General features: G+C 48.8%; 24 protein-coding genes. 7 read left to right on the top strand and 17 right to left on the bottom strand.

Features of this window, described 5'->3' with window-relative positions; translation table 11 throughout:
- Nucleotides 1-435: 435 nt before the first annotated feature.
- The 4 genes from HQN90_RS11905 to HQN90_RS11890 all read right to left on the bottom strand — a co-directional run bounded on the left by HQN90_RS11905 (nt 436) and on the right by HQN90_RS11890 (nt 3,419).
- Entirely contained in the window at nt 436-747 is a 312-nt protein-coding gene (locus tag HQN90_RS11905; RefSeq protein ID WP_173218439.1) for a hypothetical protein, read from the bottom strand.
- A gap of 18 nt (nt 748-765) precedes the next feature.
- On the bottom strand, nt 766-1,185 hold the full coding sequence (locus HQN90_RS11900) for a pyridoxamine 5'-phosphate oxidase family protein (protein WP_173218437.1): 420 nt from the start codon (nt 1,183-1,185) through the stop codon (nt 766-768).
- A gap of 130 nt (nt 1,186-1,315) precedes the next feature.
- On the bottom strand, nt 1,316-3,079 hold the full coding sequence (locus HQN90_RS11895; RefSeq protein ID WP_173218435.1) for a B12-binding domain-containing radical SAM protein: 1,764 nt from the start codon (nt 3,077-3,079) through the stop codon (nt 1,316-1,318).
- A gap of 112 nt (nt 3,080-3,191) precedes the next feature.
- On the bottom strand, nt 3,192-3,419 hold the full coding sequence (locus HQN90_RS11890) for a hypothetical protein (protein ID WP_173218433.1): 228 nt from the start codon (nt 3,417-3,419) through the stop codon (nt 3,192-3,194).
- 180 nt (nt 3,420-3,599) lie between these two features.
- Here HQN90_RS11890 and HQN90_RS11885 point away from each other — a divergent pair, with 180 nt between their 5' ends.
- Nucleotides 3,600-4,604 (top strand): RluA family pseudouridine synthase, encoded by a 1,005-nt coding sequence (locus tag HQN90_RS11885; RefSeq protein WP_173218431.1) that lies wholly within the window; start codon nt 3,600-3,602, stop codon nt 4,602-4,604.
- A gap of 55 nt (nt 4,605-4,659) precedes the next feature.
- Nucleotides 4,660-5,616 carry a D-2-hydroxyacid dehydrogenase gene (locus HQN90_RS11880; protein WP_173218429.1) on the top strand — a complete coding sequence of 319 codons (957 nt, stop codon included), beginning with the start codon at nt 4,660-4,662 and terminating at the stop codon, nt 5,614-5,616.
- A gap of 60 nt (nt 5,617-5,676) precedes the next feature.
- On the opposite strand, the gene HQN90_RS11875 is transcribed toward HQN90_RS11880, so the two are convergent.
- The 13 genes from HQN90_RS11875 to HQN90_RS11815 form a co-directional block, all read right to left on the bottom strand.
- Nucleotides 5,677-6,597, bottom strand: coding sequence for an EamA family transporter (locus HQN90_RS11875; protein ID WP_173218426.1), 921 nt, complete (start codon nt 6,595-6,597; stop codon nt 5,677-5,679).
- A gap of 106 nt (nt 6,598-6,703) precedes the next feature.
- Nucleotides 6,704-7,639 carry a nucleoside hydrolase gene (locus tag HQN90_RS11870; protein ID WP_173218424.1) on the bottom strand — a complete coding sequence of 312 codons (936 nt, stop codon included), beginning with the start codon at nt 7,637-7,639 and terminating at the stop codon, nt 6,704-6,706.
- Nucleotides 7,640-7,656: 17 nt separating this feature from the next.
- Nucleotides 7,657-8,604, bottom strand: coding sequence for a nucleoside hydrolase (locus HQN90_RS11865; protein WP_079414071.1), 948 nt, complete (start codon nt 8,602-8,604; stop codon nt 7,657-7,659).
- 11 nt (nt 8,605-8,615) lie between these two features.
- Entirely contained in the window at nt 8,616-9,554 is a 939-nt protein-coding gene (locus HQN90_RS11860) for a nucleoside hydrolase (protein ID WP_173218422.1), read from the bottom strand.
- 38 nt (nt 9,555-9,592) lie between these two features.
- A complete protein-coding gene (locus HQN90_RS11855; RefSeq protein ID WP_173218420.1) occupies nt 9,593-10,564 on the bottom strand; it encodes an ABC transporter permease in 972 nt (323 codons plus the stop codon).
- A gap of 1 nt (nt 10,565) precedes the next feature.
- Complete coding sequence (locus HQN90_RS11850) at nt 10,566-11,624, bottom strand: ABC transporter permease (protein ID WP_173218418.1); 1,059 nt, start codon at nt 11,622-11,624, stop codon at nt 10,566-10,568.
- Complete coding sequence (locus tag HQN90_RS11845; protein WP_173218416.1) at nt 11,621-13,168, bottom strand: ABC transporter ATP-binding protein; 1,548 nt, start codon at nt 13,166-13,168, stop codon at nt 11,621-11,623. The genes HQN90_RS11850 and HQN90_RS11845 overlap by 4 nt, the downstream gene beginning before the upstream one ends.
- 27 nt (nt 13,169-13,195) lie before the next feature.
- Nucleotides 13,196-14,260, bottom strand: a complete 1,065-nt coding sequence (locus HQN90_RS11840; protein WP_173218414.1) for a BMP family lipoprotein — start codon at nt 14,258-14,260, stop codon at nt 13,196-13,198.
- 25 nt (nt 14,261-14,285) lie between these two features.
- Nucleotides 14,286-15,203: a ribokinase gene (rbsK, locus tag HQN90_RS11835; RefSeq protein ID WP_173218412.1), complete on the bottom strand. Its 918-nt coding sequence runs from the start codon at nt 15,201-15,203 to the stop codon at nt 14,286-14,288.
- Nucleotides 15,196-16,203, bottom strand: coding sequence for a LacI family DNA-binding transcriptional regulator (locus HQN90_RS11830; RefSeq protein WP_173218410.1), 1,008 nt, complete (start codon nt 16,201-16,203; stop codon nt 15,196-15,198). Before HQN90_RS11830 ends, rbsK begins: the two co-directional genes overlap by 8 nt.
- A gap of 853 nt (nt 16,204-17,056) precedes the next feature.
- Nucleotides 17,057-17,902, bottom strand: a complete 846-nt coding sequence (locus HQN90_RS11825; protein WP_079414079.1) for a 1,4-dihydroxy-6-naphtoate synthase — start codon at nt 17,900-17,902, stop codon at nt 17,057-17,059.
- 1 nt (nt 17,903) lies between these two features.
- The gene (locus tag HQN90_RS11820; RefSeq protein ID WP_173218408.1) at nt 17,904-18,542 is read right to left on the bottom strand and encodes a futalosine hydrolase; all 639 of its coding nucleotides are present in this window, start codon (nt 18,540-18,542) and stop codon (nt 17,904-17,906) included.
- Nucleotides 18,543-18,675: 133 nt separating this feature from the next.
- Entirely contained in the window at nt 18,676-19,098 is a 423-nt protein-coding gene (locus tag HQN90_RS11815) for a hypothetical protein (RefSeq protein ID WP_173218406.1), read from the bottom strand.
- 163 nt (nt 19,099-19,261) lie between these two features.
- Between HQN90_RS11815 and HQN90_RS11810 the strand changes: the two genes are divergently transcribed.
- The 5 genes from HQN90_RS11810 (at nt 19,262) to HQN90_RS11795 (ending at nt 22,129) form a co-directional block, all read left to right on the top strand.
- Nucleotides 19,262-19,867: a DUF2087 domain-containing protein gene (locus HQN90_RS11810; protein WP_173218404.1), complete on the top strand. Its 606-nt coding sequence runs from the start codon at nt 19,262-19,264 to the stop codon at nt 19,865-19,867.
- Nucleotides 19,868-19,954: 87 nt separating this feature from the next.
- On the top strand, nt 19,955-20,260 hold the full coding sequence (locus tag HQN90_RS11805; protein WP_079414082.1) for an ArsR/SmtB family transcription factor: 306 nt from the start codon (nt 19,955-19,957) through the stop codon (nt 20,258-20,260).
- 165 nt (nt 20,261-20,425) lie between these two features.
- Nucleotides 20,426-20,533 (top strand): YjcZ family sporulation protein, encoded by a 108-nt coding sequence (locus tag HQN90_RS38660; protein WP_244209072.1) that lies wholly within the window; start codon nt 20,426-20,428, stop codon nt 20,531-20,533.
- 131 nt (nt 20,534-20,664) lie between these two features.
- On the top strand, nt 20,665-21,678 hold the full coding sequence (locus tag HQN90_RS11800; RefSeq protein WP_173218402.1) for a glycosyltransferase family 2 protein: 1,014 nt from the start codon (nt 20,665-20,667) through the stop codon (nt 21,676-21,678).
- Between the two features lie 4 nt (nt 21,679-21,682).
- Complete coding sequence (locus tag HQN90_RS11795) at nt 21,683-22,129, top strand: GtrA family protein (RefSeq protein WP_173218400.1); 447 nt, start codon at nt 21,683-21,685, stop codon at nt 22,127-22,129.
- Nucleotides 22,130-22,147: the final 18 nt, after the last annotated feature.

Genomic DNA, 22,147 nt, shown 5'->3' with positions numbered 1-22,147 from the left:
CTCTTTAAACTTTTGATTGTACCGTTGGCGGAATTCACTCATCTCGGACACCTCGTAATTTGGATAGGTCTATTATCTAATTTCCCAATTCGTTGTGTCCACTGTTAAGTCTAATTGCATATGAACTTCTAAGTGATAATGTGTTTGAGTAGATAGCGGCTTGGTGTGTGTTTATGAGCGTCTAAGCGATAATGTGTTGGTGCTGATAGCGACTTGGCAAGTGGTATGAGCTAGAAAGTGATTAGATCCTCTGGATGCAGAAAAGCCTGCGAAAGTGCATCTTTTTCGGAGTGTATTTGAGCTTTTACCGCAAATTCCTGCGATTGTGCATCTTTTTCCGGCTCATGACTACTTTCAGGCTAAAAAATCCCAAAATTCCTGCATAATCGCATCTTTTTCTTATTTTCAAGCGATTATTGGAAAAAAGCCTGCACTTTAGCAGGTTTTGCAAGTTCGAGAGGTAGTCGGCACGAATCGAGGGGCAAACGGCACGAACTTCAGCAGGTTTTGCGAGTTCGAGCGGTGGTCGGCACGAACTTCAGCAGGTTTTGCGAGTTCGAGCGGTGGTCGGCACGAATCAAGTGTGGCAAAAGGCACGAGCTTCAGCATCGCCAGCAAGCTCAAGCCGCTGACAGCACGAACTTCAGCCTGCCAGCAAGCTGAACAGTCAATGCCTGCGGCAGAACCCACCAAAAAACCTTCAGCACCACATGAAATGTGGGATTGAAGGTTTTTTGGGAATTGCATTGCGGGAGCCGCCCGTCCTTATTTCTTCCATACCCGCGGCTTGTCGTGCCCGCTTGTGTATTCGATCGAAGATGGTGTAATTTCCAGCACTACATATTCTGGATCGTGGGGGCCTTTGAACCATTCTTTGAATGAATTTTCCCATAGCTTCTCACGAAGCGAATTGTCGCTGCATATGTCAGCAGTGGCTTCGACTTGCAGGATGTCGGACGAGCGTTTGCCATCGTATCCAACCAAAATATGGACATTGGGATTCTCTTTAATCTCGTCTACTTTATCGGTTTTGCTGTTCGTCGCCAAGTATAGCTTCAAGCCTTCGTGGAACAAAGCCATGTACCGAACCTTTGGCTTCTTGCCATCTATGGTACCAAAGGAGCAAATGGGATTAGCATCCAATACTTTCGAGATTTGGTCTTCCAGCTGTTTGGTTTCAATCATGGGGAACTCTCCTCTCAGATTCTCAAATGGCTTCCTGTTTCAACTACCATAGATTACCCTCAGGAGCAAAGTTTCAATCAAAGGAGCGCAAAAGAAACCCCACCCCTTCGTCGAAGGGGTGGGGCTATTGTTAAACCGTGGCCGCCTGATGCAGCGGCATCGTGTAGTAATGAGCCGGCTGCTGAGCGTCCGGCGGGAAGTGCACAACGAGCAGCTCCTTGCTGCTCGCATCGATCTCGCCGCTTTGCAGATATGTCTGCAAAGCGAAAGGCAGAACCTCCAGCATGACATGCTTATGGAGGTCTTTCTCGTTGATGCGGAGCTGGTGGAACTCTCCGCTGACAAGCTCAGGCTGCTCCGCGAGCAGCTTGAAGTAGCTGTTCTGCTCGGACTTCTCCAAGGTGAAGTCCCACCAGATTTTGCGCGGCTTATATTTATGACCCAGGAAATAATCCAGCTTCATCAAGCCTTCAATGACGCGTATATCCATCGTCCCGCGAGACAGCAGGAAATCACGCAGACGCGTGAAGAGATCCTCTAGCTGATGCCCGATTTTCTGCCAGCCGCGCCCCTCCCAGAAATCGCCAAATTCCTGGAAGAAATCGAATGCAGACGCAAATTCATGCTTGATTAAGTATTTGACCGTATGATCCATACGATGTGCGTTCCAATATTTCTCGAGCACGTCCTCGACCCGTTTGATCCGAATCAAATCGGTGAAGGGCAGGATGTCGTTGCCCAGAATTTCATAAGGAGCATGGTCCATGTAGACATAGCCATATTTGTGTGCGTCATTGCGCATACCGGTACCGCGCAGCATTTTTAAGAAACCAAGCTGAAGCTCTTCCGGTCCCAACTCGAACACGTCATTAAACGTCTTCCGAAACGAGTTATAGTCCTCTTCCGGCAAGCCGGCAATTAAATCAAGATGCTGGTCAATTTTCAAGCTGTTTTTCACTTTGGACACCGTACGGCTCAGCTTGAAGAAGTTTTGCCTGCGCTGGACTAGATCATTGGTCGTATCATTCGTCGATTGTACGCCAATTTCAAAACGGAACGTACCTGGAGGCGCATTCTCTGCCAAATAATCCAGTACCTCAGGACGCATGATATCCGCCGTAATCTCGAACTGAAACACGGCTCCACGGTGATTGGCAATCAGAAATTCAAAAATCTCCATCGCATAATCCCGCTTAATATTAAAAGTCCGATCCACGAATTTAATCAGCTTGGCCCCGGAATCAATTAAATAGAGCAAATCCGACTTCGTTCGTTCCATGTCAAAATAACGCACGCCCACTTCAATACTCGAAAGACAGAATTGACAAGAGAACGGGCAGCCCCGGCTCGTTTCAAAATAAACAACACGGTTCGCCAGGCTGGGCACATCTTCCGCAAAGCGGTGCGGAGACGGGATATCATCCAATTTCAGCTTTGGTCTGCCTGGCATGAGGATGACTTCCTCACCTTTGCGGTAAGCCAAACCATAGACGAAATGGTATTTGCGCGTCGTTGAAATCTCCGTCAACAACTGGTGGAAGGTCTCTTCCCCTTCACCCATCACGATGAAATCAACCTCGGGAATACGGTTCATCCAGTACTCGGTGTCGTAGGAGACTTCAGGACCCCCAAGCATGATCAGGAGATCCGGCCGTATTTTTTTGATCATTTTAATAATCGTAATCGTTTCTTCAATGTTCCAAATATAACACGAAAACCCAAGCACATCGGGGGCTTTCTGATAAATATCGGACACGACATTCATGACCGGATCTTTGATCGTATATTCTGTAATTTCAACATCAAAATCCTTCTCGCAAAACGCTTTTAGATAGCGAAGTGCTAAGGAAGTATGAATGAATTTGGCGTTCAGTGTCGTTACAAGTACTTTCATTCGCAAAAAACCTCGTTCTATTTTCGTTTATCGATCACTCTAATTCTACACGAAAACGGAGGAAATACAAAGACAAGCCTCCTGCAGACTGCAAAAGAATTCAAAAGATTAGCTAAAGAACCATATCGTCATCCAAAACAGGATTCTCATAAGGGAATTGCAGGTAAGAAGCTTCTTGAATCGCATTTTTCCATCGTTCGGCATGAACGTGCAGCTGCTCCTCGACTTCTTGAATTCTTACCTGCAGCAGGCTCATGTTGTCTTCATCTGCTCCACTTTGCAGCGCTTTTTGCAGGGTGGTACGTTCTTCGAACCACTGGGTTAGCTGATATAAAAGCATGTAGATTCCCACCATTTCTCATTCATAGGGTTTTAGTAATCAGTGTTCCCCCTGCGGGAAGTCCGCATACCGTTAATCATTTCAGAAGAGTTTGCGCTAGAGCGTTTCAAATGCTTTTGTGAACGTGGTATATTGAGTACTGTGAAACAAAGGAACGGAAATGAAATCGGAGGTTTATGTATGCAAAAAAAGCAAGGCAACAGTCCAGGTCCGAAAAAAAACTTTAGTCAGAAACCAACCTTTAAACAGAAGCCTAGCTCCAGTCCGAGCTACTCCAAAGCTAACCAAGAGATGAATACGCGTCAATATACGGTGAAAGAGCCGATGGAGCTCCTGCCTTTTTTAATAGAGAAGCTGTCGAGTTTGGGAAGAAATTCCGTCAAAGCGATTCTCGCCCGTGGACAAGTCGCTGTGAATGGCAAAGCGGTAACAGCTTACAATCACCCCTTACTGCCAGACCAAACGGTGACGATTAATAAAGATAAAATCGTAGAGGACATCCCTCTGGCGGGCATGTCCATTCTCCATGAGGATGATGATGTGATCGTCATTCAAAAGGATGCTGGACTGCTGTCCATCGCCGCAAATACACAAGAGAATGAGATAACCGCATATCGCCAGCTTACCGCGCATGTACGCAACCATGATCCGAAGGCAAGAATCTTCGTCGTACACCGTCTAGATCGGGATACCTCGGGTGTCATGATGTTTGCCAAAAATGAAAAGGCTCAACAGCACCTCCAGAATACTTGGCAGGAAAGCGTGAAAGAACGGACCTACGTCGCTTTGGTTGAAGGCATGGTGAAAAAGCCGGAAGGCACCATTTCCTCCTGGCTTAAGGAACATACGAAATCGCTGAAAATGTTCTCTACCCCGTTTCCAAATGATGGGCAGCACGCCGTGACGCATTACAAAACCATCCAAACCAATCGAAGCTTCTCTTTGCTTGAAGTGAATTTGGAAACGGGCCGCAAAAATCAAATCCGCGTGCATATGCAGGATATCGGGCACCCGGTTGTCGGCGACAAGAAATACGGAGCGAAAACCAAAGAGATTGGACGACTTGGGCTCCATGCGCGTGTGCTGGCTTTTATCCATCCGACCACAGGGCAGCTGCTTCGTTTTGAGACGAATATCCCCAAATTATTTATGAATCCTTTCCGCGAAGCACCGGGGACGAAATAGAGGCTTCAGGATTTATGACATAGACCAGAATTTACGAGTTGGGAGATAAATACAGATGAACATTGTTGTCCTTGACGGATATACACTTAATCCAGGCGATCTGGACTGGGACGGGCTGCACGCGCTTGGCGAAGTCACCTTGCATGATCGAACTGCGGAATCGCAAATCGCTGGGCGGGCTGCCCATGCTCAGATTGTACTAACGAACAAAACGCCGATTACGGCCGAAACGATCAAGCAGCTCCCTCATCTTCGCTATATTGGCGTACTCGCGACTGGCTACAATATCGTTGATGTGCAAGCGGCCAAGGAAAATGGCGTTGTGGTCACGAATGTTCCGGCTTACAGCACACATTCCGTAGCACAGTTGGTTTTTGCTTTGTTATTGGAGTTCTGCCATCGTGTTCAGCAGCACAGCGACAGTGTTCAGAACGGGGATTGGGCCAGTTCGGTTGATTTCAGCTACAGCCGCTCCCCTCTCGTTGAGCTAAGCGGTAAAACGATAGGACTGATTGGCCTCGGCCAAATCGGCAAACAAACGGCGCTCATCGCACAGGCAATGGGCATGAAGGTACTTGCTGCAGGCAGCGGCCGACGTGTTCCAGAGCCTATCCCTGGGATTGAATGGGTACAGGCGGAGGAGCTTCTGCGACGGGCGGATGTCGTCAGTCTGCATTGCCCGCTGACTCCCGAAACAACTCAATGGATCAATGCGGAGCGAATTGCGCTGATGAAGCCAACGGCCATTTTGCTAAATACAGCAAGAGGCGGACTTCTGAATGAGGATGATGTTGCGCAGGCGCTGAATGAGGGCCGATTGGGCGGAGCCGGGCTAGATGTATTAACCGTCGAGCCGCCAAGCCCGGACAACCCCCTATTGCATGCACGAAATGTCATCATTACCCCGCATATCGCTTGGGCTACCCAAGAAGCGCGTACACGTCTGATGGCTGTAGCGGTTGATAACGTACGGGCCTACAAAGAAGGAACACCGATGAATGTAATCGGCTGAAGAAAAATCAAAGAGCCACGCTTCCCTAATCAGGGGCGTGGCTCTTTGGTTTTACACGAATTATAACTGCTCGCGAAGAAAGACCGGCTTCTTCATTCGCTTCATCAGCTCAGGAAGGGCAATCCCGCACATCGTTACCACGACGCCCAGCCATTGCAGCCAGTTGACGGCTTCGTTCAACACGAAATAGGACATCACCACAGCCATCGGCAATTCAGCCGCGCTCAGGATCGTCGCCAAGCCGCCTCCAACCTTGGGTACCCCAATGGCGAAGAACAACGGCGGGATGACCACGCCGAAGAGCGCCAGCAGCAGCGCCCATGGGAGCAGCGCCTCATGCAAAGAACCGTTCACAAGAAAGTGAGGCGGGAACACGAGCATAACAAGAATAAAGGAGCCGGTTAGCATAATGGCGCTTCGTGTGATCGGAGCGACTTGTTTGGCCGTTTTGCCGCTAAACCAGATGAACAAGGCATACGTCACAGCAGCCAGCAGCCCTAGGGTCACACCCATCCAAGAGATGGCTTCTTTCCCCCCGCCTAAATAACCGCTTGCCATAATAATACCGATAAACAAAATGACCAGGGAGAACAGCTTCTCCTTGCCAGGACGCTTGCGTTCAACAATCGCCTCCAAAAGGATGCCCATCCACGTGAATTGGAATAGAAGGATAATAGCGAAGGATGCAGATATATATTGCAGCGCCGCGTAATAAAACATACCCGTCAAACCTGTCGTTGTTCCTACCAACATGAGCGAGAAGACTTGTCGCTTGGATACTTTAAACGAGCTTGTGGCTGTGGCTTGTTTGTTCGATTTAGCTGAAACAAGCACCAAAATCCACAGCATGAGTACGCCAAAAAGGTTTTGGCTGCCAACGACATCGCCAACGTTGAAGCCTGATTCATAGGCTTTCTTTACAAACGTGGATAACATACCGAAGCTGCATGCTCCGGCCAAAACAAATAGAATGTATTTCATGATGCCTCCCTGCGAAAAGAAAAAAGCGGACTGTGTGCCCAGTCCGCCACGTTTCGTTATTATGCCATTATACAAAAAAACTACTTGAAAAACGAGTCACTTCCAGTCAAACTACTCTACTGAGAAAATGTCTCAGAAACTGTTCCGTATCTACTTTCAAACAAACTTGCATGTTGGGCTCATTCGCGGGCTTGCTGCGCAAGTCTCCCACAGTGCGGCCCAGCGTATGGAAACCATCCAAATCAACCCGCACATAGAGCGGAGTTGTTGTGACAAAGCCCGGATTGATCGCGACACCTACGGCAAGCGGATCGTGCAGACCACAGCCGCCGATGCCTGGGTAGAAATCTTCATAGGCGTCAATGTAAAACTCCGTCATATCCGCCATTAAAGTTCCCAGTGCCGTCTCCTTGTCCCGCCACGCCTCAACGTCCTTCTTCGGCAGCAGCGTCTCCATCGTCACGTCCAGACCGACAAGCGTAATCGGGACGCCGGAAGCAAAGACATAATCCGCGGCTTCCGGGTCGGCATAAATGTTCGCTTCGGCATGCGGCGTTGCATTGCCGGCACGCGTTACCGCTCCGCCCATGACGATGACATTATCGATCAGCTTCACAATGTCTGGCGCTTGCATAATGGCCAGCGCCAGATTCGTCATCGCAGCCACGGTGATAATCGTTACCTGATGCGGTCTGCTCCGCACCTGATCGATAATAAATTGCGGCGCAAATTGCGACGACGCTTCCCGCTTCGGCTGCTCGCCTTCGCTCAGCGTATTCCCCATGCCGTCCCTTCCGTGTATATGAACCGCACTCGCTTTCACGCGGCTGACAAAGAACGGCTTCGCTGCTCCAGGAACGACAGGAATGGAGCTGTCCAAATGCTCCAGAACAAGCAGCGTATTGCGGGTCGCCTCCTGAACGGTTACATTGCCGAAGCAAGTCGTCACACCCAGCAGCTCGAGCTCAGGGGAATTTACAGCGTAGCTGATAGCCAACGCATCATCAATACCTGTATCAACATCCAAAATAACCGGTTTCATCTATGTGTCTCCTCTCGTTAGCTCTTTAATGTGGTAATGAAGTAGTCAAGAAACCGCGGGCTGTCGACATCAACCCCAACCGATGTATTCGTAACCTCCACCGATCTGCGCAAATCTGCGAGTGTAGCTCCATAGGACATCGTACCTTTAGTTTCAATACGGATGTAATGTTCTTCTGTCGTAATCAGATCCGGATGAGCCGCAACAGCTACCGCAAGCGGGTCATGCAGAGGCGCGCCGTAGAAACCGTTTTGCTTGTCATAGGCGCCAAAATAAAATTGGAAGGCTTCACCGATGTAAGCCGCGGCTCTCTCATTGCCTGGAGCTGGCGACTCCATAAGGTGAAGACGTTGTTCCTCGCCGATGATCGTTTTCATAGTGACATCAAGGCCAACGAGCGTAATCGGGATGCCCGATTCAAAGACGCGATGCGCGGCCTCCGGATCGCCGTAGATGTTCGCTTCAGCAGCTGGAGTCACGTTGCCAGGCACTTTCACTGCGCCGCCCATGATGACAAGGCGTTTCACCTTGGAAGCGATGGAAGGATCTTTGGCGAGGGCAAGGGCCAGGTTCGTCATGCGGCCCACGAACACAAAGGTCAGCTCGTGCGGGTTCTCATTGACCATGCGCACAATAAAGTCTGAGGCGCTTTCGGAAATAGCCTTGCCTTTGGGCAGCGGAAGCTCGCAATTGCCGATACCGTTATCGCCATGAATGTGCGTGACAGGCCCTTTCCAATCGCGGTACAACGGGCGCGCTGCCCCCATGGCGACCGGCACTTCATAAGGAACACCAGACAGCTCAATCACTTGCAGCGTATTTCGGGTCGCTTGCACCACATCGGTATTCCCGAATACAGTCGTAATGCCTTCTACTTTGACATGCTTCGTTTTTAGAGCGAGAAGAATCGCCATTGAATCATCAATACCTGTATCAACATCAAGAATCATCCGCACATTTTGCATTGTGATCACCTCTACGTGTAGTTTTTCAAAGTTTGAATGAGCATAGCCCAGAATTTATCCTGATCAAGCGTGAAAGCAACATTAACATTAGGCTCACGACCTGTGACGCCAAGCAAGTCAACGACGGTCATCCCGTACGTATGCTCGCCTTTAGTTTCGATATCCACCCGCAGCTTCTTCGTTCCGAATGCCGTTGGATCAATGCAGTAAGCGACGCAGCAAGCATCGTGAATCGGAGCACCGGCGAAGCCAAAAACTTCCTTGTACGTATGAGCGAAAAATCCCAACAGTTCATGAACAAAATGTGATACACGGTTGTCCACGTCGAGAATGCGTTGATGGATTTCTTCGGTTACGATCGCTTGGTGGGTTAAATCCAGCCCCATCATCGTGATCGGTACGCCGCTCTCGAAAACTACCTTCGCCGCTTCCGCGTCTACATAAATATTGAACTCCGCAGCGGGTGTAGTATTGCCGAACGTTCCTCCGCCCATGATGACAATTTCCTGTATTTTAGATAAAATCGCAGGTTCTTTGCGCATCGCGAGTGCAATATTCGTAAGCGGCGCGACAGGGACCAGCGTAATATCGCCATCAGACTCCATTAACTTGCGAATAAGGAGATCTACGGCATGCTCCTCTTCCATCGCTTTGCTTGGATTAGGCAGCAAAGGACCATCCATACCCGATTCGCCATGGATATCGGCTGCCGTCTGACGCTTGCGTATGAGCGGCTGTCCGGCACCTTTGGCAACTGGAACGTGCGTGAGGCCAGCCAGTTCACATACTTTCAACGCATTAAGCGTCGTTTTCTCAACCTCTGCATTGCCTGCTACCGTCGTAATAGCGACCAGTTCCACATGCGGGTTAGCCCCTGCCAGCAAGATCGCGATAGCATCATCGTGCCCAGGATCGCAATCAATCATGATTTTCCGTTTACCATTTTCCATCGTTCGCTCCGCCTCCCAGCTTTTATCCACTATTTTAGTTATGCTACAGCTGCATTTGGTGATCTTTCGGACTGCGCTCTGAGCGCATCATTCAGCTTCTTCTTCTTGCGAATCGCAAAGAAAACAAGCGCTGCTATCGTAACAAGATAAGGAATCATTTGGATAAACTGACTCGGAACTTTACTCCCCGGAATGGTTTGCACGACTGTCGCAATAGCGCTGGCCAACCCGAAGATCAGCGAGCCGAATAATATACCAATCGGGTTGCGATTCCCCAGCAATACGACCGCCAGCGCCAGAAATCCGGTTCCCGCCGTCATGTCCTTCACGAACATGCTCGTCATCCCCATCGATAAGTACGCGCCAGCTAAGCCTGTGAAAAACCCACTCCAAGCGAGTGCCGAGAATTGAATGCGGTTCACCGATATGCCAAGCGATTTGGCTGCTTGCGGCGCTTCGCCGACCGAACGGAGATGAACGCCATACGGTGTTTTGTAGAGAATAAATACACAGATAAGCACGGAAAGGAACGCAATCCACGTCATGAGACTATGTCCGCTAAGCACCTTCCCAAGGACAGGGATCGTATCAATAACCGGAATACGAACGACAGGGATATTGTGAACAGCCGAGGGGGAGTAGTTGCCCGTCACCCCAAAAATTTTATTCATAAGAAAAATCGTCACGCCTGAACCGAATATATTGACGGCAAAACCGGTAATGATCATATCCACTTTCAATTTGAGCGAGAAGAAACCCATTCCGTAACACACCAGCATCGAGGAAGCGACTCCCGCCACCACACCAAGAACCCAACTATCCGTTACAGAGCCAACGGCAATCGCACTGAAAGCCGAGATAAGCATAAGGCCTTCCAAACCGATATTGATGACTCCTGCGACATCAGCGATAAGTCCGCCCAGAGCCGAAAGCAGGATCGGGGTTGTGAATCTGAGAAGCACGACGAACAGCGATAAGTCGATGATTTGTGCCCAAAGAGCTGATAGCATCTTAGTTCACCGCCTTTTGACGCAACGCGAATTTTTGTTTCAGATACGTGAAGATAGCTTGTGAAGATACGAATAAGACCAACATAACCTGGATAATAATAGCCAATTCGCGCGGCACGTCGCTTCCGACCTGCATTTGTGTAGCGCCTACTTGAAGATAAGCATAGAACAGGCTCACTGCCACAACGCCAATCGGGTGATTTCTGGCAAGCAATGCGATGATAATCCCATCAAATCCTAGTCCTGATGAGAAATTATCTTTATACGTCCCATGTACACCCAGAATTTCCACAATACCAGCTAGTCCAGCAAGCGCTCCGCTGATCATGACGCTTACGATCACAACACGTTTCGTTGAAATACCGCCGTAATTGGCAAATCGGCTGTTTTTGCCAACCAAACGCATCTCATAGCCTGATCTTGTTTTGTACATCAAAAGATAAACAACTACGGCTGCCAAGAGGGCAATCAGCACACCATAATGCGCTGGAAAACCTGCGAAAATTTTGCCCAGCTTTGCCCCATCCCCTACATAATGCATACGGGCGTAGCCGCCACTGGCAGGATCTTTGAACACGTTGTTCACCAAATAGGATGTAGTCAAAATGGCAACGAAATTCAACATGAGCGTAGTGACAATTTCATTGGCATTCCACTTGGTCTTAAGCCAGCCTGGAACTGCGCCATAGAGCGCTCCGCCAGCCATCGCACATAGAAGAACCAAGGGAAGCAAGATCCAAGCGGGCAATCCATGAACATAGACGGCGACCAGTGAGCCTACGAAAGCTCCAACGTACAGTTGACCTTCTGCTCCCATGCTGAAGACGCCACATTGAAATACGACGGACAATGCTAATCCCGTGAAAATAAGCGGAACGGCTTTATTCAAAATCGTGCCGATATTGAACGCCCCCGAAAGCGGGCCGCCCAGAAAAGAACTGATAGCTTCCATCGGCTGTTGGCTGGAGAACATAATAATGATAAATCCGCAAAGGATCGCCATGATGGCAGCGGCAATGATACCTGTGATCTCGAGATAAATAGCTTGTCTTGTATTCATTGGAGCGCCTCTTTCCTTTCCTGACTTTTAATCCCCAACATATAATAGCCGAGCTCCTCTTCGGTCAGCCCTTCATGATTATCAAGAACGGCAACGATTTTACCATTGTAGACAACAGCAATGCGGTCGCTTAACCCCATGACTTCTGACAATTCAGCCGAAACGAGCAGTACGGCCGCCCCGCCATCCCGCCTTTTGATAATCTCGCGATGGATGAATTCGATAGCTCCAATATCGACGCCGCGCGTTGGCTGCGAAGCGATCAGCAGCTTCGGATTTTTGGAAATCTCCCTAGCGATCACCACTTTTTGCAGGTTCCCCCCGGACAATGCCCCGGCCATCACGTCTTCGTTTTGAGCGCGCACATCGTAAATATCCATCATAATTTTGGCAAATTGCTTGATTTTCTTTTTATTCAAAAAAGGGCCCCGACGAAATTCAGGATTCCGGTAATGGTCAAGAATTAAGTTTTCGGCAATGGTCGACGTTAAACTGGCTCCCGTCGTTTGCCGGTCCTCAGGAACGTGCCCCACTTTCATCGCGCGGATTTGGGCAGCGCTTTTCCCGATCAGTTCGTCGCCCAAATAGCGGATTTCGCCTGACGTAGCTTTCCGCAAGCCAGTGATCGCTTCGACTAGCTCCGTTTGCCCGTTCCCTTCCACACCAGCGATTCCAACAACCTCGCCAGCCCGAATATCAAGCGAAATGCCACGAAGCGCCGGAGCCCCCTTATCATCAGAAGCACACAGATTTTTAACTGATAATACGATGTCTTTCGGTTCGGCAGGCTGCTTATCGACGCGAAATAACACTTCTCTGCCAACCATCAATCGTGAAATTTCTTCCGGATTCGTATCCTTAGTGAGCATGGTCGTAATCGTTTTCCCGGCTTTAAGCACCGTAACCCGATTGGAGATTTCCATAACTTCACGCAGTTTATGCGTAATGAAAATAATCGTATAGCCTTGTCGCACCAGCATTTGGATCGATTCAAACAGCTCGTCGGTTTCCTGCGGTGTTAAGACGGCCGTAGGTTCATCAAGGATAATAAGGCGCGCGCCGCGATACAGCACTTTAATAATTTCCACACGTTGCTTTTGCCCAACAGATATCGTTTCAACCGTCGCACGCGGATCTACTTTCAGTTTGAAAGTTTCAATCAACTTCTCAATCTCGGAAAATTCCTTCGTACGATCCCGCACGAGGGAGAAAAGCCCTTTGACGGGCTCCTCGCCAAGCACGATGTTCTCTGAAACAGTGAGCGATGGGACGAGCATAAAATGCTGGTGCACCATGCCCATGCCTTGCTTGATCGCATCTTTGGGCCCTTGAAAGCGCAGCGGCTGTCCCTTGTAGAGAATCGAGCCGCTCGTCGGCGCCTCCAGTCCGAACAATATCTTCATTAGCGTCGACTTGCCTGCTCCATTCTCGCCGACCAGGGCATGGATCTCACCTTCATGCACGGTTAAATCCACACCACGATTTGCCTTCGTACCGTTGGGGTACGTCTTATGGATGTCTTTCATCTCCAGCAAAATCGCCATGGCTGCGTTCCCCCTTCGTGATCCGGCTTATTTCAAAGTCGTTTGTACTTTGATTTCGCCTTTGTTTAACTTATCTTCAATTTCCATGATTTTATCTTGAATCGCTTTAGGTACGTTTTTGTTGTACAGATCATCCTTCGCCAGACCTACTCCGCCTTCTTTAATCCCCAAGACTTCATTCTTGCCAAAGCCCAGTCTGTCTTGGCTGTAGAGGGTTAATGCCCGAAGAACCGAATTATCAATGGATTTCACCATGGACGTTAAGACACTGCCCGGATATAGGCCATTTTGGTTGGAATCGACACCAATCGAGTATTTGCCTAACGAATTACCGGCTTCCAGAAGGCCAAGACCTGCTCCCCCTGCCACATTGAAAGCGATATCAACTTTTTGCGAATTATATTGAGCGAGTGCGAGTTCTTTCCCTTTGGGAGCGTTTGCAAAATCACCAACATAAGAAGCGACAACCGAAATTGCAGGATCCACATATTTAGCGCCTTGCTCATAGCCCGCTTTGAAGTCATTAATAATTGGAATGTCCATCCCGCCGATAAAACCGATAACTTTTTCTGGATTTGCACCTTTCAATTCTGTGCTTGTTGTGACCAATGCGGCAAAAGCGCCGGCCATGAAAGATCCTTCATTTTGCGAGTAAGTCATGGAGTATACATTCGGAAGACCTGTAATCGCTTCATCAAAGAAAATAAATTTTTGTTTCTCATAACGCTTCGCCACATCTTTGATGATATCTGTCATTTGGCTCGTTCCTAGAACGATAACATCATATTTCCCGCTCGAAGCAAGGGATTCCAAACCTGCCGGCCAATCCGCTTGATTCGTGCCGCCTTCAACGGTTTTCACATCGATACCCAGCGTTTCACTAGCTTGCTTCACACCTCTTTGTGCAGAGTCGAAGAACCCTTTATCTCCAAGTGTACCGTTTACAAAATAGGCCGCATTGATTTTCTTCGTTATCGCAGCTTTGCCGGGACTAGCCGTATTGGCAGGGGTTGTCGTAGATTTACCACAACCCGCCAAGAAAACCAAAACCGAAAGTAACAGTAACGCAGTAATGCCTAAACTTTTTTTCATCGCCTATATCCCCCTTAGGATGTTCTTATTGGATGGAAAGTTTGTTTAAATCTGCTTGTGTCGGCATACCCGCTTGGGCACCAAGCTTGGTAACAGACATCGCGGATACTTTGCTGGCGAAAACAACCGCCTCATTCAATGCATAACCGGCCGCTAAAGCATAAGCCAGTCCGCCATTATAGGCATCTCCGGCCCCGGTCGTATCAACAACAGGAACATGATAAGCTGAAACTTTCACTAAGGACTCACCTGTGCGCAGAAAGGCGGAACCTTCCTCGCCAAGCGTCGTTACGACACAACTCGGTCCCATCTCCAGCAGCGCTTCCATTGCCGTCTGCAGCTGATCGCCAGAGGCATCAATACCTGTGAGCGTTTCCAGCTCCAACCTGTTGGGCGTGATATAATCTACGCATTTCAGCATCGACTCTGGCAGCTTGCGTGCAGGTGCTGGGTTCAAAATCACTGTTTTACCTAACTTCTTCGCTAACTCACATGCGGCCGAAGCCGTTTCAAGGGGAATTTCCAACTGTACAAGCACAATATCATGCTCGCTGATAACTTGCTCCAAGGCTTGGATATGTTCCGGCAAACACTTTGCATTCGCGCCAGGAATAACAACGATACGGTTGTCCGATTCAGCTAGCGTGATAGAAGCGATACCTGTTGGCGTGTCTGCTATCCGCTTGATATGATCGGTAGAAATTAAATCCTGATTCAGATATTCGATCAGCGATTTCCCAAACATATCGTCTCCGATCGAGCCGATCATTGTTGTTTGACCTCCAAGTCTAGCAGCAGCGACCGCTTGGTTCGCGCCTTTGCCGCCTGGAATAAAATGGACATGCTCGCCTGTCAGTGTTTCCCCAACACGTGGAAATCGGGACGTTTCCACAACAATGTCCATATTCAAGCTCCCGATGACCACAATACGGGGTTTATTCATCAGTTCTTTTCCTTTCTGTCGATCCTCTAGTTATGAGATTCACATCAAATAAATGTGTCTGCTCTTCTTGTATGTCGCCTTCAATCTTCTTAATCAACAGCCGCGTAGACAACATGCCCATGTCATAAATCGGTTGAGCAACTGTCGTAATCTCCGGCTCGACAATCAGCGTTAAATCGATGCCGTCAAATCCGACTAGCGCAACTTGATCAGGTACGCTTAGTCCCATGCGCTGGAGCTTCTTGAGCGCTCCGATCGCCATCATGTCGTTGCCAGCAAAAATGCCGTCAATATCCGGATGACGCTGCATCAAATTCTCTACGGCAGCCATCCCGCCATCAACACGGAAGTGGCCTGGTTCCACTAGACTGGGTGAATACCAAGGAAGATGCTTCACCGATTGCTCGTATCCGATGAACCGCTCTCTTCCGGTTACCGTCTCCTGCGGGCCATAGATATGGGCGATTTTCTTGCATCCCACATCCATCAGATGCTGTACAGCCATCTGGGCTCCTTCCAAATGCTTCGAGCTGACCACCGAGCAGGATGCATCTCGCGGCGCTCTATCAAGAATAACAAGTGGAATCTTCTCACTCTTCAATGCTTCTACATCGTCGGAGCGAAGGTTGTAAGAGGCGAACAAAATGCCATCTACATAACGCTGCTTGAGTACCTTGATGTACGTTTGTTCCTTGTCGGCCTGATTGTCCGAGTTGCACAAAATAACTGTGTACCCGTACATCCTTGCCACATCTTCTACAGCTCTGGCCAACTCAGCAAAAAAGGGATTCGTAATATCAGGGAAAATAAGAGCGATCGTCCCTGTTTTCCTTCCCGCCAGCCCTCTGGCTATCGCGTTGGGCTCATACTGAAGCGTCTTAATCGCTTGTTGGACCTTTAGCTTCGTATCTTCATTAACATACCCATTTTTGTTGAGATAACGGGAAATCGTCGCTACTGAAACTCCAGCTAATTTCGCGACATCTCTAATCGTTGCCATTTGTTACGACCCACTCCTACTGATGCGGACAACCCGCTCCCCACATCCAATTTTAGGTAATAGGTAAACGGTTACACATATCCGAAATTTGCTATTTTATTTATTATAACCAATGAATAAAAGAAAAACTTCGATGTATGATCTTTGTGTAACAATCAATGTGTAACCGGTTACACATCTTATATTTTTATTATAGCTCCCGTTTTCAAAAAGTGTCAAGCAAAAAGTTAGCAAATAGCCCTTTCTGTTGGAACAACAGAACTACTCTATTGATCATCCAAGCGCTTTTCTTGGAATGGAATGATCCGTAGAAAGGAGCTGTCCCATAAGGTCACAAGATCTAGTGAGCAAAGGGATGGCTCTGGACGCGAACCTCCCAAGCCGTGAAAACTCGGGCCACATTGGCTGCTGTAAGGCCGAAAAACAGCCCTATCTTACTCGAATTCTGGCTATCCGATGCCAGGTCGATCCTGTAAGTGCGTTTTTCGGCTTTACAGGAGCTATTCGAGCCACTTTGGCTGCTGTAAGGCCGATAAACCGCCCTATCTCCCTCGACTTCTGGCTATCCGAGGCCAGGTCGATCCTGTAAGCGCGTTTTTCGGCTTTACAGGAGCTATTCGAGCCACTTTGGCTGCTGTAAGGCCGATAAACAGCCCTATCTCCCTCGACTTCTGGCTATCCGAGGCCAGGTCGATCCTGTAAGCGCGTTTTTCGGCCTTACAAGGTAGCTTGGGCAGGTATAACCAAACCACAGCCTAGCTTTTTATGAGCAACTCTCCAAAAAAATGGGGCTGCCCTCAAGTAGGTTTATCTACTTGAGGGCAGCCCTGTCAGTTGGTTCGAACAAGCAGCCTTACTTCAATAAAGCAGCATAATCCATCTGCGGCACAAGTCCCGCTTCTGCAGCCCGCTGGAGCAAGGTCAAGACGGCGCCGTAGCCGCTCTCTCCAAGATCGGCGGTGAACTCGTTCACATAGAGGTCAATGTGCGCCTGAGCGACCTGCGGGTCCATCTCTTGCGCGTGCTGCATGACGTAGTCGCGCGAAGCTTCCGGATGCGCCCACGCGTATTCCACCGAGGCGCGGGCCCAGCCCGCAAGCGCCTCTAGATCCATAGAGCGCCGCGCAATGATGGCGCCCAGCGGGATCGGCAGCCCGGTGTCCGTTTCCCACCAGCTGCCCAGATCTGTGAGAAGCGCTAACCCGTACGACGGGTAGGTAAAGCGCGCTTCATGGATCACAAGGCCGGCATCGATGCGGCCGTCCCGCACGGCAGGCATGATCTCGTGGAACGGCATGACCACGATCTCGCCTACGCCGCCAGGCACATTCTGTTCTGCCCAAAGGCGGAACAGCAAGTACGCGGTCGAGCGCTCGCTTGGCACAGCGACCCGGCGGCCGCTAAGCCGAGCCGGGTCAGGGGCTGCGCTGTCTCCGCTGGGCTGCGTCAGCACCAGCGGTCCGCAGCCTCTGCCCAAGGCGCCGCCGCAAGGCAGCAGAGCATAATCCTGCAGCACCCAAGGGAGTGCTGCGTAAGAGATCTTAAGCACATCAGGGCCCGTGCCTTCAGCGGCCAGCCGGTTCGTGATGTCGATGTCCGCATATTGGACATCCAGCTCTGGAGCGCCTGGGATTAAGCCATGCGCCCAAGCGTGGAAAACGAATGTATCATTCGGACATGGTGAATACGCAATTTTCATATTAAAGCACCTCCGCTAAGACTGAACTTGCTGCTTCCAAAGCTTTCAAAGCATCGCCAATGCGCCACGCATCGCGGTCACGCGGACCGATCGCGTTGGAAATCGCGCGAATCTCTATAACCGGCACGCCGAGCTGCTGGGCAGCGGCGGCAATGCCGAAGCCTTCCATAGCTTCGGCGGCGGCTCCGGGCACACGCGCTGCTAGCGCTGCTGCGGTAGCGGCAGTACCGGTAGCCGTTGCTACGGTAAGCACCGGCCCTGTGCGCGCATGCAAACCGGCGGCTTGCAGCGCCGCTGCCACCCGCTGTGCCCTATGCGTATCGACGCTGATCCGCGTCGAGCCAAAGCCGAGCTCGTCCAAGCTGCTGAACCCATCCAGCAGCTCCACACCAAGATCAGCGGCAATGATTTCGCTCGCTACGACCAGCGTGCCTATTTCCGCTTGTCCTGCAAAACCGCCGGCAATACCGGCAATCACGACCAAATCATATTCAGCTTTTACAAGCTCTATCGCTCCATTAACTGCTGCGGCAGCAAGTCCTACCCCAGCCAAGGCGAAATCAAATCTGCTGTCATGCCCCAATCCGCGCTGAACAGCATCCCTTTCGGGGGCTACCGCGGTCATTACAAGTATACGCATCGTTATGCCTATCCCCTTTGTGAATTGCAAAATAATCATTCCGACCATCTCTATTATTTTACATGACTATACGTAAATAGGGAAACTCCCTCGCTGTCCAACGACAGAGTGATGGCACATCAGCCTTGTACTGCTAGCCTTCCAATAACCATTTATTTAAGTTTTCGCTTTCTGCCAAGCTCTCTAATCGGGTTACTAATGGATTTACTCTGCTGCCATCGAAAATAATATAAATAGGATACTCGGCATGGATGCCGTTCTCAGTCAAAGTAATGGTTGCCTTTCCCGTTATCCAACCATCATCCGAGTTCACAATGATATCTTTATAGCTTTTGATAAATACTCCATCTTCTTTTAAAGATTCCAATTTCTGTTCAAGGATCATTTTTTGATTTGGATCTATATGGTAACTGGAAGCTTTAGAATAATTCTCCTGTACTAAGTTTTCTAAATAGTTCTTTGCAATCATCTTCCCTTTTACAATCGGGTATAGATGAAACAGTGAAATAGACAAAGCAACTACAAGAAGAGAAATAATTACAATCTTTTTTTTCATTTGTACCTCCCGTTTTTTCTTTATGAATTCCATTAATTATATTACTTTTATTGGAATATTTTCCATGAAAAAAATTATTCTAAACACCATTTCATTGACAATTCAAACTAGTTTAACTATCATCTAATTAGACAAACATCAAATAACATAGAGGTGACCACCCATGCAATTAGATAAAATAATCACCTATCATAAGGCCCTCGCGGATGCGACGCGAATTCGCATGCTGATTTTGCTTGCGGATGGCGAATTGAATGGTCAAGTGCTTGCGGAGAAATTGGGACTGACCCCGGCCACAATTACCCATCATGCGGCAAAGCTGCGCGAAGCCAGTCTGATCTTTGAACGCAGAGAGAAGAACTCCATTTATTTCGCGCTGAACGATTATTTCATTCGCAGCACCGCCGACGCAACCGCCGAGCTTATTTACAAAAATAAGAAAGGAGAGCAACCACCCATGAATGAAGTGAATGCTAGAAGCAGCCTGAAACAAACAGTTATTCGCAACTTTTTCACAGCAGATGGCAAGCTTAAGCATATGCCTGCTCAGCTCAAGAAAAAATTAATCGTTCTAGAACATCTTATCGAGCAAATGGAGCAAGCGCGCAGCTTTACGGAGAAAGAGCTGAACACGTGGATCCAGCAGGTTCATCCGGATTTCGCGACGATTCGGCGGGAATTTATTATGCATCAGTTCATGTTTCGAGAAAATGAGGTATATGAAATTAATCCGAGGGAAATGTGGGCCAAATGGGAAACTCTTTCCTAAAGGAAGTCATACGTGGAATCGCTTCATCAAAAATGATATAGTTATATGTAAGTGTTACATTTTACAAAAAGGCAGGTGAACCTACAGATGAGACCTCTCTTCCATCCTGCTCCGAGCGATCTTGAATTATCAACGATCCTGCACGCACTCAGCGATGAGATTCGTTTGCATGTCATTAAACGACTCCATGAACAAGGTGAACTGATCTGCGGGGCGATTGAAATTGATATCCCCAAATCAACACTTTCCCATCATCTCAAAGTTCTACGTGAATCTGGGCTGATCCATACACGTATGGATGGTACCCTTCGTCATATATCCTTGCGCCGAGAAGATCTGCAAGCCAGATTTCCCGGGCTGTTAGATACGATTTTGACCCTCGTCAACACCTAATCAGCTTCCTAACTCCATGGTTCGCCGTGGTGAAGGGAAGCTTTTTTTCACTTTGCAAAGGATGTCCATCGGTCAAGCATCTATTTTTTTCTCACGAATAGGGCAAACATCCATACGCCCTCTAGATGAATGACATATAGTAATTTTGTGAAGGGAGGGATTGACATGAGTTGTGGCTGCGGAACATCTGTACCTTACACTGGCACTTCTGTAATCCTCGTTCTATACATCCTCTTGGTTATCGTTCTTAGTACTTTCGGATTTGGCTGGTAATTAGACTATAGCGGCTGGAGCGATGCTTTTCGTTCCGGTCGCTTACTTTTTGGATCGCTTTTACGTTATAATCGAAATAGTTCACTTTGCACGATTTGATACATACCTATTCAGGATGGAGACGAGGAATTGTGGCAACTCCGATTTTGACCATTGTGGTCCCTTGTTATAACGAAGAAGAAGTACTTCCGGAAACGGTATTCCGGCTTAGCGGTGTACTCGATGCGCTCATCGCGGACAAGCTGATTGCAAGCTCCAGCACGATGTTATTGGTCGACGATGGCAGCAAGGATGCGACTTGGGCATTGATTGAACGCTTCCATGAGGCAAATACCTTCGTCACAGGCCTTAAGCTGGCGAAAAATGCCGGACACCAAAGCGCTCTGCTCGCTGGACTTATGAAAGCCAAAGCCTATTCGGATTGCGTAGTCTCCATCGATGCCGATTTGCAGGATGACACCGATGCGATTCGTGAATTTATCATTAAATTCCATGAAGGCTATGATATCGTCTATGGCGTTAGACAAGACCGCTCCGCTGACACCTTCTTCAAAAGAGCTACAGCCCAAGGTTTCTATAAGCTAATGACGTCCCTTGGCGTGAAAATTCATTATAATCATGCGGATTTCCGCTTAATGAGCAAACGAACTCTTGACAATTTGGAGAAATTTCAAGAGGTTAATTTATTTCTTCGCGGTATGGTGCCGCTGCTCGGCTTCCCCTCTACGCAGGTTTATTACGACCGCAAGGAGCGCTTTGCCGGGGAATCCAAGTATCCGCTGCGCAAAATGCTCGCTTTCGCCTTCGATGGCATCACGTCGTTCAGCGTGACCCCCATTCGCTTCGTAACTTTAATGGGATTTCTCCTGTTTCTGCTCAGCGTCTGCGCTGGGATTTATGCCATTGTCGGCAAATTGGTAGGAGCGAATGTGACTGGCTGGACATCTCTCATTGTCTCTGTCTGGTTCATTGGCGGTGTGCAGCTGTTGGCTCTAGGTTTAATAGGCGAATACATCGGGAAAATATACAAGGAAGTGAAGCAGCGTCCGCTTTTCGTTATCGAAAAGGATTTGACCGCGCATGCGACTGCACAATCAGAGCTAACCGATTCTACCTTCAAGCAATCCATTTCAGGCCGGGGATAGCTGGATGAATCAAATAAAAGCATGGTTATCCGGCAGCTTTGCCCGCTTCTTGTTGGTCGGTCTGTTCAATACGCTGGTCGGATTATCCGCCAGCTTCGTTTTCTTTAATCTCCTGCATTTGAATTATTGGGTCTCTACCTTCGCGGGAAATACGATCGGGGCTATTGTCAGTTTCATACTGAATCGGACGTTTACCTTCCGCTCCAACGTCAGTGTCGGCCGCAGCTGGTGGAAATTCGCAATTGTGATTATGAGCTGCTACGGCCTTTCGTATGGTGCAAGTTATCTCCTTGTCGAGACCGTCAGTCCTTTCATGACTTCGCTTAGCGCTGATTGGCTGCATAACGCAGCTATTTTGATTGGCAACGGACTTTATACAATTGGCAATTATTTGGGTCATAAATTTTTTACGTTCCGAACTCATGGAACTCGGGACCACGGGACAACCTAAGCAGCAAGAGGTGATGCG

Origin of the sequence: Paenibacillus alba, from assembly GCF_013204855.1 — a bacterium.
Lineage (GTDB): Bacteria > Bacillota > Bacilli > Paenibacillales > NBRC-103111 > Paenibacillus_E > Paenibacillus_E alba.
This window is presented reverse-complemented; position numbering and strand designations above follow the sequence as displayed.

What these genes read in the sequence shown, in the direction of transcription:
- HQN90_RS11905 (WP_173218439.1), bottom strand. Translation starts at nt 747, where the DNA reads ATGCAATTCCCAAAAAACCTTCAATCCCACATTTCATGTGGTGCTGAA.
- HQN90_RS11900 (WP_173218437.1), bottom strand. Translation starts at nt 1,185, where the DNA reads ATGATTGAAACCAAACAGCTGGAAGACCAAATCTCGAAAGTATTGGAT.
- HQN90_RS11895 (WP_173218435.1), bottom strand. Translation starts at nt 3,079, where the DNA reads ATGAAAGTACTTGTAACGACACTGAACGCCAAATTCATTCATACTTCC.
- HQN90_RS11890 (WP_173218433.1), bottom strand. Translation starts at nt 3,419, where the DNA reads ATGCTTTTATATCAGCTAACCCAGTGGTTCGAAGAACGTACCACCCTG.
- HQN90_RS11885 (WP_173218431.1), top strand. Translation starts at nt 3,600, where the DNA reads ATGCAAAAAAAGCAAGGCAACAGTCCAGGTCCGAAAAAAAACTTTAGT.
- HQN90_RS11880 (WP_173218429.1), top strand. Translation starts at nt 4,660, where the DNA reads ATGAACATTGTTGTCCTTGACGGATATACACTTAATCCAGGCGATCTG.
- HQN90_RS11875 (WP_173218426.1), bottom strand. Translation starts at nt 6,597, where the DNA reads ATGAAATACATTCTATTTGTTTTGGCCGGAGCATGCAGCTTCGGTATG.
- HQN90_RS11870 (WP_173218424.1), bottom strand. Translation starts at nt 7,639, where the DNA reads ATGAAACCGGTTATTTTGGATGTTGATACAGGTATTGATGATGCGTTG.
- HQN90_RS11865 (WP_079414071.1), bottom strand. Translation starts at nt 8,604, where the DNA reads ATGCAAAATGTGCGGATGATTCTTGATGTTGATACAGGTATTGATGAT.
- HQN90_RS11860 (WP_173218422.1), bottom strand. Translation starts at nt 9,554, where the DNA reads ATGGAAAATGGTAAACGGAAAATCATGATTGATTGCGATCCTGGGCAC.
- HQN90_RS11855 (WP_173218420.1), bottom strand. Translation starts at nt 10,564, where the DNA reads ATGCTATCAGCTCTTTGGGCACAAATCATCGACTTATCGCTGTTCGTC.
- HQN90_RS11850 (WP_173218418.1), bottom strand. Translation starts at nt 11,624, where the DNA reads ATGAATACAAGACAAGCTATTTATCTCGAGATCACAGGTATCATTGCC.
- HQN90_RS11845 (WP_173218416.1), bottom strand. Translation starts at nt 13,168, where the DNA reads ATGGCGATTTTGCTGGAGATGAAAGACATCCATAAGACGTACCCCAAC.
- HQN90_RS11840 (WP_173218414.1), bottom strand. Translation starts at nt 14,260, where the DNA reads ATGAAAAAAAGTTTAGGCATTACTGCGTTACTGTTACTTTCGGTTTTG.
- rbsK (WP_173218412.1), bottom strand. Translation starts at nt 15,203, where the DNA reads ATGAATAAACCCCGTATTGTGGTCATCGGGAGCTTGAATATGGACATT.
- HQN90_RS11830 (WP_173218410.1), bottom strand. Translation starts at nt 16,203, where the DNA reads ATGGCAACGATTAGAGATGTCGCGAAATTAGCTGGAGTTTCAGTAGCG.
- HQN90_RS11825 (WP_079414079.1), bottom strand. Translation starts at nt 17,902, where the DNA reads ATGAAAATTGCGTATTCACCATGTCCGAATGATACATTCGTTTTCCAC.
- HQN90_RS11820 (WP_173218408.1), bottom strand. Translation starts at nt 18,542, where the DNA reads ATGCGTATACTTGTAATGACCGCGGTAGCCCCCGAAAGGGATGCTGTT.
- HQN90_RS11815 (WP_173218406.1), bottom strand. Translation starts at nt 19,098, where the DNA reads ATGAAAAAAAAGATTGTAATTATTTCTCTTCTTGTAGTTGCTTTGTCT.
- HQN90_RS11810 (WP_173218404.1), top strand. Translation starts at nt 19,262, where the DNA reads ATGCAATTAGATAAAATAATCACCTATCATAAGGCCCTCGCGGATGCG.
- HQN90_RS11805 (WP_079414082.1), top strand. Translation starts at nt 19,955, where the DNA reads ATGAGACCTCTCTTCCATCCTGCTCCGAGCGATCTTGAATTATCAACG.
- HQN90_RS38660 (WP_244209072.1), top strand. Translation starts at nt 20,426, where the DNA reads ATGAGTTGTGGCTGCGGAACATCTGTACCTTACACTGGCACTTCTGTA.
- HQN90_RS11795 (WP_173218400.1), top strand. Translation starts at nt 21,683, where the DNA reads ATGAATCAAATAAAAGCATGGTTATCCGGCAGCTTTGCCCGCTTCTTG.